This window comes from Mesorhizobium sp. G2-6-1, from assembly GCF_055809095.1.
Map to the genome: position 1 here is coordinate 238,876 of NZ_CM147896.1, position 17,065 is coordinate 255,940.

Consider the following 17,065-nt stretch of genomic DNA (forward strand, 5'->3'; position numbering starts at 1 on the left):
AAACGGTATGATCCCACGCTATTCCCGCCCGGAAATGGTCGCCATATGGTCGCCTGAAACCCGCTTCCGCATCTGGTTCGAGATCGAGGCACATGCTTGTGATGCACTGGCGGAACTTGGTGTGATCCCCAAGCAGGCAGCTCAAACCATCTGGGAAAAGGGTGGCGCGGCGACCTTTGATGTTGAGCGGATCGACGAGATCGAAAGCGTCACCAAGCATGACGTCATTGCCTTCTTGACCCATCTTGGCGAATTCGTTGGCCCCGATGCCCGCTTCATTCATCAGGGCATGACCTCTTCGGACGTGCTCGACACCTGCCTTGCGGTGCAGCTTTCGCGTGCCAGCGACATTCTTCTGGCCGACATTGATGCACTTTTGGCTGCATTGAAGCGGCGCGCTTTGGAGCACAAGGACACCATCACAATCGGCCGCAGCCACGGCATCCATGCCGAGCCAACGACCTTTGGCGTCAAACTTGCCGAGGCCCATGCGGAATTTTCGCGGGCGCGCGAACGTCTCGTTCATGCGCGGGAAGACATCGCAACCTGCGCTATTTCCGGTGCGGTCGGTACATTCGCCAATATCGACCCTTATGTTGAAGAGCATGTTGCAGCTAAGCTTGGCCTGAAGCCGGAACCGGTATCGACGCAGGTCATACCGCGTGATCGCCATGCGATGTTCTTTGCCACGCTTGGCGTCATTGCCTCATCCATCGAGCGGCTGTCGATCGAAGTTCGCCATCTGCAACGCACAGAGGTTCTGGAGGCCGAAGAATATTTCTCGCCAGGTCAAAAAGGCTCGTCGGCAATGCCGCACAAGCGCAATCCGGTTTTGACCGAGAACCTGACCGGCCTTGCGCGCATGGTGCGGTCCTACGCGCTGCCCGCGATGGAAAATGTCGCGCTTTGGCATGAGCGCGACATCTCGCACTCCTCGGTCGAACGCATGATCGGGCCGGACGCGACGATCACGCTCGACTTTGCGCTGACACGCTTGACCGGGGTTATCGACAAGTTGCTGGTGTATCCCGACAACATGTTGAAGAACATGAACAAGTTCCGCGGCCTCATCCACTCGCAGCGCGTTCTTCTGGCACTGACGCAGGTCGGCGTTTCGCGTGAGGACGCTTACCGGCTTGTCCAGCGCAACGCCATGAAGGTGTGGGAAGAAGGCAAGGATTTCCTTGAGGAACTTTTGGCCGACAAGGACGTAACCGACGCATTGTCCGAAACCGATATTCGCGAGAAATTCGACCTCGGCTATCATACCAAGCATGTCGATACGATTTTCAAGCGCGTATTTGGCAATAGCTGATACCGATCTGCATCAACGCAAAAAGGCCCGAAATATCGGGCCTTTTCCTTCCGGCACTGTCATGGAGAACGATCAGACCGGGTGTGCGGGAACGGTACGAATGACCGTGCCCCATGGATCTTCGATGCTGGTCACCGTTACCGCATTCGTGGAGCGCATTTCGACCCATGAAAGCCCGGTACGACCAGTGTCGCGTTGGCCAGTGCCCGCACTGCGCCATGTGTTGGCACCGATGTGATGATGATAGCCGCCTGATGACAGGAACACCGCCTGTTCGCCATATCTGGCCGTGGTGGCGAACCCGAATTCGGTTTGCCACCATGATTCGGCCTGTTTCGGATCGCCAACGCGCAAATGGACGTGGCCGATAACAGAATTCCGCGGCATGCCTTGCCATCCTGCATCACCCGCAGGAACCTCGGCAATCACAGCTTGAACATCCATTCGCTCTGTCGCCATGGCAATCTGCGATCCATCCGATTTCCAAGTGTCTTTCGGTCGATCGGTATAGATTTCGATGCCGTTTCCTTCCGGGTCCGTTAGATAGAGCGCCTCGCTGACGAGATGATCAGATGCGCCTTCAACCCGGATTTTCTGCGCGAGCGCATGATTGATCCACCGGCCGAGGTCAGCGCGGCTTGGCAACAAAAATGCCGTGTGGAACAGGCCCGCACTGTGCGGGTCTTCAGGCGTGGCTGATTTGTCCGATTCTATCGTCAACAGAGGTCGCTCGGCAGTTCCAAGCATAATGGTCTCGCCGTCGCGGGAAAGTTCGTGCAAACCGACAATTGTTCGATAATAGGCCGCGAGCCCTTCCGCGTTGCGAGCCTTCAAACCAACACGACCCACGCTGATTGGCGTCGTCGCGGCGAATGGCAAGTCACTCATGATCTCTCCGTTTGACCGATGCTTTACTGCTCGGCGATTGAAGCGCGAGGTTTCTTCTTTCCACCAATATCGGTCACGGGCATTGTTCATACAAGACGGTAAAAATTGAACATCATGTTCACTATTTCGATGACAAACAGATCAAGTCAGCGTTGCGGACGCTTTCACAGCCCGCTACATGAGTGCCATGAAAGTCAAGGACGCAGACATCCTCATCGTGCCGGGTTACACCAATTCCGGCCCCGATCACTGGCAAAGCCGCTGGGAAGCGAAGCTATCCACTGCACGCCGTGTAGAACAGGCTGAATGGTCAAAGCCGGTGCGCAACGACTGGACCGAGCGCGTGGCTAGCGCCGTGAATGAAGCAGAAAAGCCGGTGGTTGTTGTCGCACATTCGCTGGGCGTTTCCAGCTTCGTGCAGGCATTGCCAAAATTCACGAAGCCGGTAGCAGGTGCCTTCCTCGTTGCGATTCCAGATGTCGCCAACCCGAAAATCAGGCCAAAGCACCTGATGACATTTGGTCCCTACTCCCGCGACCCTCTGCCATTTCCCTCAATTGCCATCGCCAGTAACAATGATCCTTACTGCGCAATAGACGTGGCCGAGGATATTGCTGCCGCCTGGGGGTCGCTATTTATCGACGCGGGGGCATCCGGCCATCTCAACGCGGCGTCAGGGCACGGCCCCTGGCCAGAAGGTTCAATGACCTTCGCGAAGTTCATGACGCAATTGTAGGTCGCTTCGTCAGGATTCGTAGAAATTCCCATCACGCAATTGCGGGCGGAAATCCGGGAGCCACTCTCCCGGATGGTTCAGCCTGTCGACCTTTTGAAGTCGGCCAGCAGGCTTGATGCACCATTTGCAATCAACTGATGCTCCGTACCTGTCGCGAGCAACCTGTATCCCATTTCGACAAACCGCCCGGCGATGTTCGGGTCGGTGACGAAAATGCCCGCGAATTTGCCAGCATTCCTTGTGCGCTTGGCAACCGAAGCCACCGTTTCCATCATCGCCTCAAGCGTTGCGTCTACAGCGGCGCCATTTGTCCAGGCTATGGAAAAATCGCCAGGCCCGAGGAAGATGGCGTCAATGCCGGGTGTTTCCAGAATTCCATCCAGAGCATCCAGAGCCGCGCGCGTCTCGACCATGGCGAAAGCAAGCGTTCGCTCATTGCTCTCGCGCAGCCAATCTTGTGCAGTACCCTTGTCATGACGGGGAAATGCATAGGTCGGACCCCACGAACGCTCCCCCATAGGCGGGTATTTCATTGCCGCGGCAAAAGCGCGGGCATCGTCGACCGAGTTGACCATCGGCGCAATTACGGCTTCCGCGCCAAAATCCAGTGCTCGGCTGGCCATATCGAACCTGCCAACGGGAATGCGCACCAGAGCGGGCTTGTTTGCAGCAAGGACGGGCGCAAGACAACGCACGACGCTGTCTTCATTGTGCGCACCGTGCTGCATGTCCAGGGTCATCGCGTCGAACCCTTGATCGGCCATGATCTCGACGGTCAAGGCGTCGGGTACGCCTGACCAGGCAGTAATCAAAGTTTCGTCAGCCGCCAGGCGTGATTTCAAAGACATGGCAATCCTCACTGGAGCATCAAGCCGAGCAGGCGGCCAGTCCGATGTGCCAGCCCGGTGTGAAAGTGAATCCACTTTCACCCGGAACCTACCGGAAAAGCAAAGAAAAACCGCGCCCCACTTTTCCAGGAATTTTTAGCTGTTTTTGACCTGCACGACCGCGGTGGCCATCAATTCGTCCATTGTCCGACGAATCTGGTGATCCGACTGGGCAATGTCTGCGGCATCAAAATCCTTGCGGACCTTGCGAAACACGTCGTCGTCGCCTGCTTCTTCCATATCGGCAATGACCACTTCCTTGGCATAGGCGTCTGCATCATCGCCACTTTTGCCGAGTTTTTCCGCAGCCCAAAGACCAAGCAATTTGTTGCGGCGGGCAATGGCGCGGAATTTCTGCTCTTCATCAAGTGCAAATTTGCGTTCAAACCCTTCTTCACGGTCTTTCATGCTGCTCATGCTTCCCTCCAAGGCCGTATTCTGATTCGTGATGGACAATATGTGGTGCCAAAGCACAAACTAAAAGGCCGCGAGCGGGTCAATATGCGAGATATCATGCTGCACTGCGGCATTTTTGCTCCTAAAGCGGTTGATTGGCTGCATTGCCGATTGAGGAACCGGGCCGATTGCGATAGAGACCGCGACTAGGCCTATTTTTGCCAGCCCGCTATGGCGAAAACGGGGCCGGTTGTTGTTGCCTGCTGCTAGAATCAGAGAAAATACGAGATGAAGTCACGCCGCCGTATCTATGAAGGCAAGGCCAAGATCCTTTATGAAGGACCCGAGCCGGGAACCCTTATCCAGTTCTTCAAAGATGACGCTACTGCGTTCAACAAGAAAAAACATGAAATAGTTGACGGCAAGGGCGTGCTGAACAATCGCATTTCCGAGCATATTTTCAGCCACCTCAACCGGATGGGCATTCCAACCCACTTCATCCGCCGCCTGAACATGCGCGAACAACTGATCAAGGAAGTCGAGATCATCCCGCTCGAAGTCGTGGTGCGCAATGTCGCAGCCGGCTCGCTGGCCAAGCGCCTGGGCATTGAGGAAGGCACTGTACTGCCACGTTCGATCATCGAATTTTACTACAAGGCCGATGCGCTCGACGACCCAATGGTTTCCGAAGAACATGTGACCGCGTTTGGCTGGGCGAGCCCGCAGGAGATCGACGACATCATGGCGCTGGCCATCCGCGTCAACGATTTCCTGTCCGGTCTGTTCCTCGGGGTTGGCATTCAGCTTGTCGATTTCAAAATCGAATGCGGCCGCCTTTTTGAAGGCGACATGATGCGTATCGTGGTCGCAGACGAGATTTCGCCGGATTCGTGCCGCCTATGGGACGTGGCAACGCAAGACAAACTCGACAAGGACCGCTTTCGCCGCGATTTGGGGGGCCTTGTCGAGGCCTATCAGGAAGTCGCACGGCGGCTGGGCATCATGAACGAGAATGAGACGCAGCGTCCGTCAGGTCCGGTACTGGTTGCTTCCAGCGAGATGCCCAAAGGCTCCAAGCCGCATTGATATTTTCACATCGGTCAACGGGAGCACGTCCAGCGTGATCAAGGCCCGCGTTACAGTTACTTTGAAGAATGGCGTTCTCGACCCGCAGGGCAAAGCTATCGAGCATGCACTTGGCGGCATGGGGTTTGATGGTGTCGGCACAGTGCGTCAGGGCAAGGTGTTCGACCTCGAACTTGAAGGCTCCGACAAGACGAAGGCCGAGACCGACCTGAAAGCCATGTGCGACAAGCTTTTGGCCAATACGGTCATTGAAAACTACGCTGTGGAGATCGTCTGAATTGAAAACAGCCGTCGTCCTCCTTCCGGGCCTCAATCGCGACCGCGACATGATTGCGGCGCTGACCAAGATTTCCGGCACTGAGCCTGTCACTATATGGCAGACAGATACCGAAATTCCCGATGTCGATCTTATCGTCATACCCGGTGGGTTTTCCTATGGCGACTATCTGCGCTGCGGGGCAATCGCGGCCAGAATGCCCGCACTTCGGGCCATTGCGGAGAAGGCGGCCCAAGGGGTCACGGTGATCGGGGTCTGCAACGGCTTCCAGATTCTGGTAGAAGCAGGCATGCTGCCGGGTGCGCTGATGCGCAATGCATCGCTCAAATTCGTTTGTCGCGAAGTCAAGCTGCAAGTCACTAACGCCAATACGGCGTTCACCCGGCGCTATCAGCCCGGCCAGATCATCCGCTGCCCGGTTGCCCATCACGATGGCAACTACTTTGCCGATGAGGCAACGCTGGCACGGCTGGAAGGGGACGGTCGGGTCGTGTTCCGCTATGCCGACGCCACCAACCCGAATGGCTCGATCAACGACATTGCCGGCATTATCAACGACAAAGGCAATGTGCTTGGGCTCATGCCGCATCCTGAAAACCTCATCGAAACCGCACACGGCGGACATGACGGACGGGCATTGTTCGAGAGCGCATTGGGTATCGCGGCCTGAAGTTTTGCAAACGCCTGGCGCTATTTATGGACCGCGGCAGGCAACAGGAATTCTCTTTCTCCCGAGACAGGTAGAAACGTGCATGGTCAGAATTCCAACATCGATACGCATAATCGCGCTTGGCGCACTTGCGCTTGCGCTCACGTCCTGCCAGTCCGGCACCAAGGACGCAGCAACCGGTTCGGGCAAAAGCGCGTCCTTGCGCGCCATGGAACAGGTAGCGATTGCCGCTCACAAATGCTGGATTGCCAGCAAGGACCCGGCGTTCAAGTCTGTTCAAATGGCCAATGAACTGAATAATTTCGGCGGTACGCCGCGTTTTTTGCTAGTGCCCGTCAAGCACTATGGCGGAAAACCGCTATTGGTCGTCCAGGCCCGAGGAAATTCAAGCCGCGTCGAAGTGTTTGGTCCGCTTATGGATGACGCGATCGGCACCCGCATAGGTGCCGACATAGCGCGCTGGCAAACCGGCAGCCGTGACTGTGGCTCGATCGCCTGACATATGGACAGGGCTGCAAATAGCCGGTTTGGCGATCGGCCTTATCTTGCAGTCATGCATCACGATGTCCGCGTCAATGGCAGCCGGGCGCAGTTTGCTTGGCTCGCTCGTTTACTCTTTCCGCTACTTCACGATATTGACCAGTATCGGCGCAGCTCTGATTTTCACTTGGCTGCCATCTTCGACCGAGATTTCCTGGTTTCCCGCATTTTCCATCTGCGCGCTATTTCTTGTGCTGTGCGTGCTCGCCATCCTTGCGGATCATGCCATTTCACGCTTTAGGAAGGCCTGAGAGCCGAACTGACCGGAAAGATAGATGACAATTTCCAATACCGTGCCGATCACCCCGGAACTCATCGCCGCCCACGGCCTGAAGCCCGAAGAATACCAACGCGTCCTTGATCTCCTCGGGCGCGAACCGAGTTTTACCGAGCTTGGTATTTTTTCAGCCATGTGGAACGAGCATTGTTCGTATAAATCTTCCAAAAATGGCTGCGCACGCTGCCAACGACCGGTGAACGGGTCATTCAGGGGCCGGGTGAAAATGCCGGTGTTGTCGATATTGGCGATGGCGATTGCGTCGTCTTCAAGATGGAGAGCCACAACCACCCCTCCTACATCGAGCCCTATCAGGGGGCGGCAACTGGCGTCGGTGGCATATTGCGCGATGTCTTTACCATGGGTGCACGGCCAATTGCGGCAATGAATGCACTGCGTTTCGGCGCACCGGACCATCCCAAAACGAAGCATCTGGTTGCCGGTGTCGTCTCCGGCGTCGGTGGCTATGGCAACTCCTTTGGCGTGCCGACGGTTGGCGGTGAGGTCAATTTCGACGCGCGCTACAATGGCAACATTCTCGTCAATGCATTTGCCGCCGGACTTGCCAGGACCGATGGCATTTTCCTTTCAGAAGCCAAGGGCGTCGGCCTGCCTGTCGTCTATCTCGGTGCCAAGACAGGGCGCGACGGCGTTGGCGGCGCGACAATGGCGTCGGCCGAGTTTGACGACAAGATCGATGAGAAACGCCCAACCGTGCAAGTGGGCGATCCATTTACTGAAAAATGCCTGCTGGAAGCCTGCCTCGAATTGATGGCGTCGGGTGCTGTCATCGCCATTCAGGATATGGGTGCGGCGGGCCTTACCTGCTCGGCTGTCGAAATGGGTGCCAAGGGCGATCTCGGCATCGAACTTGACCTCGACAAAGTGCCGGTACGCGAGGTGCATATGAGCGCCTACGAAATGATGCTTTCGGAAAGCCAAGAGCGCATGCTCATGGTTTTGCTGCCCGAAAAAGAAGCCGAAGCCGAAGCCATTTTTGTCAAATGGGGGCTGGATTTCGCCATTGTCGGCAAAACAACCGACGATCTGCGCTTCCGGGTGCTGCATCAGGGCGATGAAGTTGCCAATTTGCCGATCAAGGAGCTTGGCGATCAAGCCCCGAATATGACCGGCCATGGACAGAACCGGCAAAACCGGTGGCACAGGACACAACCAAACTAACGAAAACTGATGTCGCGGATGCGCTTTTGAAACTTCTGGACGGCCCCGATCTGTCGTCGCGACGCTGGGTGTGGGAGCAGTATGACACGCTGATACAGGGCAACTCGCTGCAATGTCCCGGCGGCGATGCCGGCGTGGTACGCGTGGAAGGCCACACAACCAAAGCCCTTGCTTTTTCTTCGGACGTGACACCGCGCTACTGCGAAGCAGACCCCTATGAGGGTGGCAAGCAGGCGGTTGCGGAGTGTTGGCGCAATCTGACGGCGACGGGCGCTTTGCCGCTTGCCTCAACCGACAATCTCAATTTCGGCAATCCGGAGCGGCCCGAAATCATGGGGCAACTGGTCAAGGCCATCGAGGGGATCGGCGAAGCCTGCCGCACACTCGCCTTCCCGATCGTTTCGGGCAATGTCTCATTATACAATGAGACCAATGGGCAAGGCATCCTTCCAACGCCGACGATTGGTGGCGTGGGCTTGATTCCAGACTGGTCGAAAATGGCGCGGATCGGCTTTGCCACCGAAAACCAGATGATTGTTCTGGTTGGCGCTCCGAAAGAACTGGGAACACATCTTGGACAGTCGATCTATCTGCGCGACATTTGTGGCATCAGTGACGGCCCGCCGCCGCCGGTCGATCTGGCGCATGAAAAACGCGTTGGCGACCAGATAAGGGCATTGATCAATTCCGGCATCGTTACGGCATGTCATGATGTTTCCGATGGAGGATTGGCTGTAGCACTTGCCGAAATGGCGATGGCCTCCGGTATCGGCGCAACAATCAGCCAAACCGCCGACATTGAGCCGCTGTCGGCTTTCTTCGGTGAAGATCAGGGGCGTTACCTGTTGACGCTGACGATCACCGCGCAAAGCACTGAGTGGGACACACTATGTGCAGACCATGAGAGGCTCGGCATTTCGACGCATTGGATCGGCACCACTGGTGGCCATGAATTGAAACTTGGCAATACGCGTGCCATATCCATTAATGAACTGACCGCCGCTCACGAATCGTGGTTCCCGCGCTTCATGGGAACCTGAACGGGGAAGACATCATGGCTATGGACGCGCACGACATAGAAAGACTGATCAAGGAAGGGATTCCCGACGCTCGGATAACGATCCGTGATCTAGCCGGCGATGGTGATCACTATGCAGCCGAAGTGGTGGCAGAAAGTTTTCGCGGCAAGAGCCGGGTCCAGCAGCACAAGATGGTCTATGATGCACTTAGCGGCAATATGGGCGGCGCGCTGCATGCACTGGCCCTTCAGACCAGCATTCCCGAATAGAGCCTTGCCGGCAACGACAACCCGACAATATTCGGGGAGGCACCTATAATTTCCAAATCGGACGGGTAGCATGGGCGATTGTTTCGTTACAATTGCCAGAAATTTTCCTGCCAATGAGGCAGCAAGACCGGGGGCATGGTTTGTGCTATTTCTCTGGCATAGCGGCAAGTGCCTTGTTTCAGGTCGCCGTCGGGGTTATTTGATTGAAAAGTTTACGGCCTGACTCCCACAGGCGTGAAAGGACCGGATATGAGCGGAATCAACGAATTCATCGATAGTGAAGTCAAAGGCAACGAAGTCGTGCTTTTCATGAAAGGCACACCCGGCTTCCCGCAATGCGGATTTTCGGGGCAAGTCGTGCAAATTCTCGATTATGTCGGCGTTGACTACAAAGGCGTGAATATTCTCGACTCGAACGAGCTTCGCCAAGGCATCAAGGATTATTCAAACTGGCCGACTGTTCCTCAGCTCTACGTGAAGGGTGAATTTGTCGGTGGATGCGACATCATCCGTGAAATGTTTCAAGCTGGTGAATTGCAGACGTTCCTTGACGAAAAGGGTGTGAAGGTCAAAGGCACTGCCTGATCTTACAGTTTTCTAGAACGGTTCGCTTCACCGAGAATCAAGATCTCGCTCTATCTAATTGAATTATCGCTTTTCCGGACGGAAAACCGGGGTCCACTTTTCCTGGAATTGCATTTACTGTTCCGGCACTGGTCGGGACCGCAACTGGGCGCTGGGCATACCAGCGCCTTTGTTGCTCTCTCACGGGTGAAAAACATGGATGCAACCTCCGGAACATCGTCAGTACGCCTGATGGGCATGGGCAAGGTCGAATTCATCGCCATGATGGCGATGCTGATGTCACTCAATGCATTGGCGATTGATATCATGCTGCCGGGCCTGCAAGAGATTGGGGCCAGTCTTGGCGTCGAGAGCGAGAACCATCGCCAATATGTAATCTCGGCTTATCTGATGGGCTTTGCCCTTGCGCAATTGGCCTATGGGCCTTTAGCGGATCGTTTCGGGCGGCGCATACCCATGCTGATAGGTCTTGGCGTCTATGTTGCGGCCGCACTGGCTGGAGCGCTGGCACCAACTTTTGAAACCCTGCTGATGGCGCGCTTCGTCCACGGCGTTGGGTCTGCCGCCTCGCGGGTTATCACCGTGTCGATCATTCGCGATGTATTCGGTGGCCGACAGATGGCGGAGGTCATGTCGCTCGTCATGATGATTTTCATGATCGTGCCGATCATTGCGCCAAGTGTTGGCCAAACGATCATGCTGTTCGGCGAATGGCACCTCATTTTCGTGTTCATGGCGACTATTGCGCTGGTTATCACGCTGTGGATGGGTTTTCGATTGCCCGAAACGCTGGACCCCGCTGATCGACGCCCCTTCACCGTGAAATCCATCACGCAGGCATTCGCCATCGTACTCGGCAACCGCGTGGCACTTTGCTACACGCTGGCAAGCACTTTCATCTTTGGTGCGCTGTTCGGGTTCATCAATTCAGCACAGCAGATTTATGTCGGCATCTACCAACTTGGCAATTGGTTCCCCGTGGCCTTCGCCGCCGTTGCCGCCTTCATGTCGTTCGCCTCATTTCTCAACTCACGGATGGTGGGGCGATTTGGCATGCGACGGCTATCGCATGGATCATTAGTCGGTTTCATTGCAGTCAGCGGAATCTGGTTCGTATTGTCCTTGTTCGGGACAATCTCTTTTCCCCTGTTCCTGCTCTTGTTTGCATTGGCCATGTTCCAGTTCGGCCTGATCGGCGCGAACTTCAACGCCCTCGCCATGGAACCGCTCGGCCACGTTGCAGGTACGGCCTCAGCTGTACTCGGTTTCATGGGAACGGGTGGTGGCGCGCTCATTGGCGGCCTGCTCGGTCAGGCGTTCGACGGCACAACGACGCCACTGGGCGCGGGTTTTCTCGGCGTTTCGCTGATGGCGCTTTTGTTCGTTCTGATAGCGGAGCGCGGAAAGCTGTTTCAGGCGCATAACCCGCCGGTTTGATCACCCGCCAGGTTTGAGGCCCTCGAAATCGAACAATTTGCGATCGAGCAAATGCGAAGGCCTGACATTGGTCAGCGCACGGATCATCGTATCCTTGCGACCGGGCATCTTGGCCTCGATATCGCTCAGCATGGATTTCATGATGTTGCGCTGTAGTCCATCCTGGCTGCCACACAGATCACACGGGATGATGGGAAACTGCATGGCGTCCGCGAATTTGGCCAGATCGGCCTCGGCGCAATATGACAAGGGCCTGAGCACCATCACATCGCCTTCGTCATTCAGCAATTTCGGCGGCATGGCCGCCAGACGCCCCCCGTGGAAGAGATTCATGAAGAAGGTTTCGAGGATATCTTCGCGGTGATGGCCCAACACCAGTGCCGAACACCCCTCTTCGCGCGCAATGCGATAGAGATGGCCGCGTCGCAACCGTGAACATAGCGAGCAATAGGTGCTGTTTTCCGCCAGTTTGTCGGTGACGATCGAGTAAGTGTCGCGATATTCGATGCGATGCGGGATGGCATGAGAATCGAGATAGGCGGGAAGGATGTGCTTTGGAAAATTCGGCTGGCCCTGATCAAGATTACACGCCAGAAGATCTACGGGGAGCAAACCGCGCCATTTGAGATCGAGCAGCATGGCAAGCAGGCCGTAGGAATCCTTGCCTCCTGAAAGCGCTACGAGCCAGCGTTCACCCGAAGTCACCATCGAGAAATCTTCGATTGCCTGACGCGTGTTGCGCAGTATCCGCTTGCGCAATTTGTTGAAACCGACCGAAGTCGGCACATTTGCAAAGAGCGGATGGCACCCGCCTTCTGTTTCGGTGATCGTTTCGGGCAACATATCCACTGCATTCACCCAGTGCTTTGGCTTTCCTGAAGGCTTACAGCATCAGACCAAAGCGTGTGAAGCGCTTTTCGGCTTGATCGGCAAGTCGAGTATGTTGATGACGCCGGCCGCAAACACCAACCAAAAGAAAAGGCCGCCTCACCGGGCGGCCTTGACTGGATAAATGGCATACCAGATCAGCGCGAATAGAATTCGATGACCAGGTTCGGTTCCATCTGAACGGCGAACGGCACATCCGAAAGACCTGGAACACGCGAGAAGGTCGCAACCATCTTGTTGTGATCCGCTTCAATGTAATCGGGAACGTCGCGCTCTGCGAGGCCAACGGATTCTAGTACGATGACCAACTGCTTCGATTTTTCACGAACCTCGACGACATCGCCCGGCTTGCAACGATACGAACCAATATTGGTGCGCTTGCCGTTGACGTTTACGTGGCCGTGGTTGACGAACTGACGCGCTGCGAAAATCGTCGGCACGAATTTGGCACGGTAGACGACCGCATCAAGACGCGATTCCAAAAGTCCGATCAAGTTCTCGGGCGTATCGCCCTTGCGGCGGTTTGCCTCTTCATAAGTCTTGCGGAACTGCTTTTCCGAGATATCGCCGTAATGGCCTTTCAGCTTCTGCTTGGCGCGAAGCTGCAAACCGAAGTCGGAGAGCTTGCCCTTGCGGCGCTGACCGTGCTGGCCTGGGCCATACTCACGCTTGTTGACCGGGGACTTCGGACGACCCCAGATGTTTTCGCCAAGACGGCGGTCAATCTTGTATTTCGAAGATTCGCGTTTGCTCATCGCATTCCCTTTCAAAACGATACACCCGAAACCTCATGTTTCGGGTGAAGGAAACGCGCCCTCCTCTGGCCTCCGTTTTCGAGACCTGACAGAATTTTCCGCGCAAAGCGGCGCGAAAACCCACGGGACACGTCAAATAAAACACCGGGCATTTCGGCCCGGCGCTAGCGTGGCTCTAGAGCAGCCATTGCGGCTTGTCAAGAAAATCCATCTGTTGTGGATCCGCCGCTTTCATACCATTGCAACCGACAATCGGGGGATGGGCGTTTACCCGGATTTCCTTTCCGGCAAACCCTTGCGTTTGGTTTCGGCAAGTTCCTCAAGCTCATCTTCGTTCATCGATTCATACATTTCCTTCGATGCGCCCTTGAGTTCACTTTTCCTAGTTTCGCCGCGCTTGGCAGACAAGGCTGCACCGGCAGCTTTCTGTTGGGCTTTCGAGGTGGCGGGCATGACGTCACTCCTTTCAAACTGGGAAAACGTTGTGCCGCCTGACTGGTTCCCGCACCGCTACGCAGGAACGGTCAGACCAAAGCCCTGCATCAAGCGGCGCGTCGCGAAATTGGCCTTGCCGGAGGTAAACACCGCCAGATCGGGGCCGCTTGCACTCGTTTCACGCAATTCATTGCTGGCATTCTTCACGATCAGCGATAGTGCCCGTCTGGCGATCGCCTCTGCGGGGTCCAGCCAATCGACCGGCCAAGGTGCGGTTTTTCGCATACGGTTGGCGAGAAACGGATAGTGCGTGCAAGCCAGCACCACAATATCGGTGCGCTGTCCCTCATGTTCCACAAAGCAGGGCGCGATTTCAGAACGCACTTCTTCCTCATCAACGAAACCATCACGCATGTAGGTTTCAGCCAGTGCCGCCAGACGATCACTGCCAACAAGCCGGACGTGGCATTTCGATGCCCATTGGCGGATCAGATCGCGCGTGTATTGGCGTTTGACCGTGCCGGGTGTCGCGAGCACCGAAACCAGACCGGAGCAGGTTCTCTCCGCTGCCGGCTTGATCGCCGGTACCGTGCCAACGAAAGGATGACCGGGAAATTTTTTACGCAATGCCTCAATGACGAGTGTGGAGGCGGTATTGCAGGCGATGACCGAAATTTCGGGCTTGAAGCGAGAAAGGAGTGTCGCAAACAACTCCAGTATATGGGTTCGCAATGCTGGTTCTTCCCATGCGCCATAGGGAAAAGCGGCATCGTCTGCGACATAGACAAAATGCCGATCCGGCATCAGCACACGAGCTTCGCGCAGCACGGTGAGACCGCCGACCCCGGAATCGAAAATAAGGATCGATTGTTCAGTCACCATCGAGGCCTTTGCAATCAGTGCCCGGTTCTACCTCGGCATCGCTGTCTTGTGGACCGTCACCATGCAGGGCGCGGTCTACCTCGGCCTTGCGGTCCGGATAGCCGGCACCACGTGGGGATTTTGGCGAGAAATAATCGAGAGACGAAACAACCCCACGCAACACTTTCAGTTCGCGTTCGGAAAAGCTGGCACGCGTAAGCACCGCGCGTAGATTGTCGATCATTTTCGGCTTCTTTGCCGGCGGGCGAAAATAGCCACGAGCGTCAAGGGCGGCCTCAAGATGAGCGAACAGGCCGTGCAGATGTTCCTTGGCTGCCGGAACGATGTCCGGCCCCGAAAAATTGGTCGCGGTTTCAACTTCCAGTCCGGACTTCATCCACTCATACGACATCAACAGGACAGCCTGGGCAATGTTGAGCGAGGAAAACCCCGGATCAACGGGAAATGTCACGATCTCATCGGCAAGCCCGACCTCTTCATTGCTAAGGCCGAAACGCTCGCGCCCAAAGAGGATGCCGGTCTTTTGATCAGCGCGGCTGCGGGTGCGCAGCATTTGGCCTGCCTCAACCGGTCCGGCCACTCGTTTGAACCCATCGCGCTGGCGTGCCGTGGTTGCCACAACGAAATTGAGATCGGCAATCGCTGTGGCGAGATCTTCATAGACTTCGGTCGCGTCGATAACGTGATCGGCGCGGCTGGCCGCTGCCCTCGCCTTCTCACTTGGCCACCCATCACGCGGACTGACCAGCCTCAGTTGCGATAGGCCGAAATTGGCCATGGCGCGCGCCACCATTCCGATATTCTCGCCAAGCTGTGGCTCGACCAGAATGATGACGGGACCGAAAATAGTTGAGTTTTGTGTGAGTGGCATGATTTTCAATAACTTGTCGTTTACGTCATTTTTGCCGTCCCTGCCACAATCGACCGGAAAAATGAAGCCTTCTCAAAGATTACAGGCTCCAGGAGCCGAGAATTTTCAATTGTTCACTCAACTTGCAAGACCGTTCGACACTCTCTCGTTTGCGCCTCTTCCACGGCTTTGATATAGGGGCCTCACTCCCGGCTGGAAGCCTTCGGGCGCGGCCATTCCGATTTTCAAGAACAAGGCATCTAATATATGGCGAAGATCAAGGTGGCGAACCCGGTCGTCGAACTCGACGGCGACGAGATGACCCGTATCATCTGGCAGTTCATCAAGGATAAACTGATCCACCCCTATATCGACGTCGACCTGGAATATTACGATTTGAGCATCGAACATCGCGATGCAACCGACGATCAGGTGACGGTCGATTCTGCCAATGCGATCAAGAAGCATGGTGTCGGTGTAAAGTGTGCGACGATCACGCCGGACGAACAGCGGGTTGAAGAGTTCAAGCTGAAGAAGATGTGGAGATCGCCCAACGGCACGATCCGCAACATTCTTGGCGGCACCATATTCCGCGAACCCATCATCATGAAAAACGTACCGCGGCTGGTTCCGGGCTGGACCAGGCCGATTATCGTCGGGCGTCATGCTTTTGGCGATCAATACAAGGCAACCGACTTCAGATTTCCCGGAAAAGGCAAACTTTCGATCCGGTTCGTCGGAGATGACGGCAAGGTGATAGAACATGAGGTTTTCGATGCGCCGGGTTCGGGCGTGGCGATGGCCATGTACAATCTGGACGAGTCGATCCGCGAATTCGCGCGCGCTTCGTTGAATTATGGGCTGTTGCGCAACTACCCGGTCTACCTGTCGACCAAAAACACCATTCTCAAGGCTTATGACGGGCGCTTCAAAGACATCTTCCAGGAAGTCTATGAAAAGGAGTTCGAAGAGGAGTTCAAGGCAAGGAAACTTACCTACGAGCATCGCCTGATCGACGACATGGTCGCCTCCAGCCTGAAATGGTCGGGCGGCTATGTGTGGGCCTGCAAGAACTATGATGGTGATGTGCAGTCGGATACGGTTGCCCAGGGCTTCGGTTCACTGGGCCTGATGACTTCCGTGTTGATGACGCCGGATGGCAAGACCGTTGAGGCCGAAGCTGCCCACGGCACCGTTACCCGTCACTACCGCAAGCACCAGATTGGCGAGGAAACCTCGACCAACTCGATCGCTTCGATCTTTGCATGGACACGTGGGTTGGCTCACCGTGGCAAGCTGGACGAGAATGACGACTTGAAGCGTTTTGCGCAGACTCTGGAAAAGGTGTGTATCCAGACGGTGGAGAGCGGCTTCATGACAAAGGATCTGTCGCTGTTGATCGGACCGGATCAGCCTTGGCTGTCAACCACGGGCTTCCTCGACAAGGTGGATGCAAACTTGCAAAAAGCGATGGCATAAACCCTGCCATCGGTCCACCAAACAAGCCGGCGTCAAACAATGCCGGCTTTTTTGTAGTTAAAGCATCGGGCGGCTAATTGGGATCATTCTGCCGCCCACTGCACTAAACAACAGCGGATCTCAGCGTGCGTTGTTTCTAACAGGATTCATGGAGCGTGCTTATTTTCCTGTTCTCTTGATGCTATCACCAGCATCGCTTGCGGGCGACATGC

General features: G+C 55.8%; 19 protein-coding genes and 1 pseudogene. 12 read left to right on the plus strand and 8 right to left on the minus strand.

Annotated features, from left to right (window positions below; all coding sequences use genetic code 11):
* Window positions 1-7: 7 nt before the first annotated feature.
* Window positions 8-1,315 carry an adenylosuccinate lyase gene (purB, locus tag AC0L7S_RS01095; protein WP_473472695.1) on the plus strand — a complete coding sequence of 436 codons (1,308 nt, stop codon included), beginning with the start codon at window positions 8-10 and terminating at the stop codon, window positions 1,313-1,315.
* A gap of 72 nt (window positions 1,316-1,387) precedes the next feature.
* On the opposite strand, the gene AC0L7S_RS01100 is transcribed toward purB, so the two are convergent.
* Window positions 1,388-2,203 carry a VOC family protein gene (locus tag AC0L7S_RS01100; RefSeq protein ID WP_473472696.1) on the minus strand — a complete coding sequence of 272 codons (816 nt, stop codon included), beginning with the start codon at window positions 2,201-2,203 and terminating at the stop codon, window positions 1,388-1,390.
* 187 nt (window positions 2,204-2,390) lie between these two features.
* Between AC0L7S_RS01100 and AC0L7S_RS01105 the strand changes: the two genes are divergently transcribed.
* Window positions 2,391-2,939: an RBBP9/YdeN family alpha/beta hydrolase gene (locus tag AC0L7S_RS01105; protein ID WP_473472697.1), complete on the plus strand. Its 549-nt coding sequence runs from the start codon at window positions 2,391-2,393 to the stop codon at window positions 2,937-2,939.
* Window positions 2,940-3,016: 77 nt separating this feature from the next.
* Here AC0L7S_RS01105 and AC0L7S_RS01110 read toward each other — a convergent pair whose 3' ends face one another.
* Window positions 3,017-3,787: an HpcH/HpaI aldolase family protein gene (locus AC0L7S_RS01110; RefSeq protein ID WP_473472698.1), complete on the minus strand. Its 771-nt coding sequence runs from the start codon at window positions 3,785-3,787 to the stop codon at window positions 3,017-3,019.
* A gap of 135 nt (window positions 3,788-3,922) precedes the next feature.
* Entirely contained in the window at window positions 3,923-4,243 is a 321-nt protein-coding gene (locus AC0L7S_RS01115; RefSeq protein ID WP_473472699.1) for a DUF1476 domain-containing protein, read from the minus strand.
* Window positions 4,244-4,510: 267 nt separating this feature from the next.
* Between AC0L7S_RS01115 and purC the strand changes: the two genes are divergently transcribed.
* The 9 genes and pseudogenes from purC (at window position 4,511) to AC0L7S_RS01160 (ending at window position 11,564) form a co-directional block, all read left to right on the plus strand.
* Window positions 4,511-5,308 (plus strand): phosphoribosylaminoimidazolesuccinocarboxamide synthase, encoded by a 798-nt coding sequence (purC, locus tag AC0L7S_RS01120; RefSeq protein WP_473472700.1) that lies wholly within the window; start codon window positions 4,511-4,513, stop codon window positions 5,306-5,308.
* Between the two features lie 34 nt (window positions 5,309-5,342).
* Window positions 5,343-5,585 (plus strand): phosphoribosylformylglycinamidine synthase subunit PurS, encoded by a 243-nt coding sequence (gene purS, locus AC0L7S_RS01125; RefSeq protein ID WP_473472701.1) that lies wholly within the window; start codon window positions 5,343-5,345, stop codon window positions 5,583-5,585.
* Between the two features lies 1 nt (window position 5,586).
* Window positions 5,587-6,255, plus strand: coding sequence for a phosphoribosylformylglycinamidine synthase subunit PurQ (gene purQ / locus AC0L7S_RS01130; protein ID WP_473472702.1), 669 nt, complete (start codon window positions 5,587-5,589; stop codon window positions 6,253-6,255).
* 82 nt (window positions 6,256-6,337) lie between these two features.
* Complete coding sequence (locus tag AC0L7S_RS01135; protein WP_473472703.1) at window positions 6,338-6,754, plus strand: hypothetical protein; 417 nt, start codon at window positions 6,338-6,340, stop codon at window positions 6,752-6,754.
* The gene (locus AC0L7S_RS01140; protein ID WP_473472704.1) at window positions 6,732-7,046 is read left to right on the plus strand and encodes a hypothetical protein; all 315 of its coding nucleotides are present in this window, start codon (window positions 6,732-6,734) and stop codon (window positions 7,044-7,046) included. Before AC0L7S_RS01135 ends, AC0L7S_RS01140 begins: the two co-directional genes overlap by 23 nt.
* Window positions 7,047-7,070: 24 nt before the next feature.
* Window positions 7,071-9,294, plus strand: a pseudogene (gene purL / locus AC0L7S_RS01145) (phosphoribosylformylglycinamidine synthase subunit PurL).
* A 14-nt stretch (window positions 9,295-9,308) separates the two neighbouring features.
* Window positions 9,309-9,542 carry a BolA/IbaG family iron-sulfur metabolism protein gene (locus AC0L7S_RS01150; protein WP_473472705.1) on the plus strand — a complete coding sequence of 78 codons (234 nt, stop codon included), beginning with the start codon at window positions 9,309-9,311 and terminating at the stop codon, window positions 9,540-9,542.
* A 249-nt stretch (window positions 9,543-9,791) separates the two neighbouring features.
* A complete protein-coding gene (grxD, locus tag AC0L7S_RS01155) occupies window positions 9,792-10,127 on the plus strand; it encodes a Grx4 family monothiol glutaredoxin (RefSeq protein ID WP_473472706.1) in 336 nt (111 codons plus the stop codon).
* A 237-nt stretch (window positions 10,128-10,364) separates the two neighbouring features.
* A complete protein-coding gene (locus AC0L7S_RS01160; RefSeq protein ID WP_473474125.1) occupies window positions 10,365-11,564 on the plus strand; it encodes a multidrug effflux MFS transporter in 1,200 nt (399 codons plus the stop codon).
* On the opposite strand, the gene ttcA is transcribed toward AC0L7S_RS01160, so the two are convergent.
* From ttcA to AC0L7S_RS01185, 5 genes are all read right to left on the minus strand, one after another.
* Window positions 11,565-12,407, minus strand: coding sequence for a tRNA 2-thiocytidine(32) synthetase TtcA (gene ttcA, locus AC0L7S_RS01165; protein WP_473474126.1), 843 nt, complete (start codon window positions 12,405-12,407; stop codon window positions 11,565-11,567). It lies immediately after the preceding gene.
* Window positions 12,408-12,589: 182 nt separating this feature from the next.
* On the minus strand, window positions 12,590-13,207 hold the full coding sequence (gene rpsD, locus AC0L7S_RS01170; protein ID WP_473472707.1) for a 30S ribosomal protein S4: 618 nt from the start codon (window positions 13,205-13,207) through the stop codon (window positions 12,590-12,592).
* A gap of 267 nt (window positions 13,208-13,474) precedes the next feature.
* On the minus strand, window positions 13,475-13,660 hold the full coding sequence (locus AC0L7S_RS01175; protein WP_473472708.1) for a DUF3008 family protein: 186 nt from the start codon (window positions 13,658-13,660) through the stop codon (window positions 13,475-13,477).
* A 57-nt stretch (window positions 13,661-13,717) separates the two neighbouring features.
* The gene (gene murI / locus AC0L7S_RS01180) at window positions 13,718-14,521 is read right to left on the minus strand and encodes a glutamate racemase (RefSeq protein ID WP_473474127.1); all 804 of its coding nucleotides are present in this window, start codon (window positions 14,519-14,521) and stop codon (window positions 13,718-13,720) included.
* Complete coding sequence (locus AC0L7S_RS01185) at window positions 14,514-15,395, minus strand: RNA methyltransferase (protein ID WP_473472709.1); 882 nt, start codon at window positions 15,393-15,395, stop codon at window positions 14,514-14,516. Before AC0L7S_RS01185 ends, murI begins: the two co-directional genes overlap by 8 nt.
* Before the next feature lie 246 nt (window positions 15,396-15,641).
* Here AC0L7S_RS01185 and AC0L7S_RS01190 point away from each other — a divergent pair, with 246 nt between their 5' ends.
* On the plus strand, window positions 15,642-16,853 hold the full coding sequence (locus AC0L7S_RS01190; RefSeq protein WP_473472710.1) for an NADP-dependent isocitrate dehydrogenase: 1,212 nt from the start codon (window positions 15,642-15,644) through the stop codon (window positions 16,851-16,853).
* Window positions 16,854-17,065: the final 212 nt, after the last annotated feature.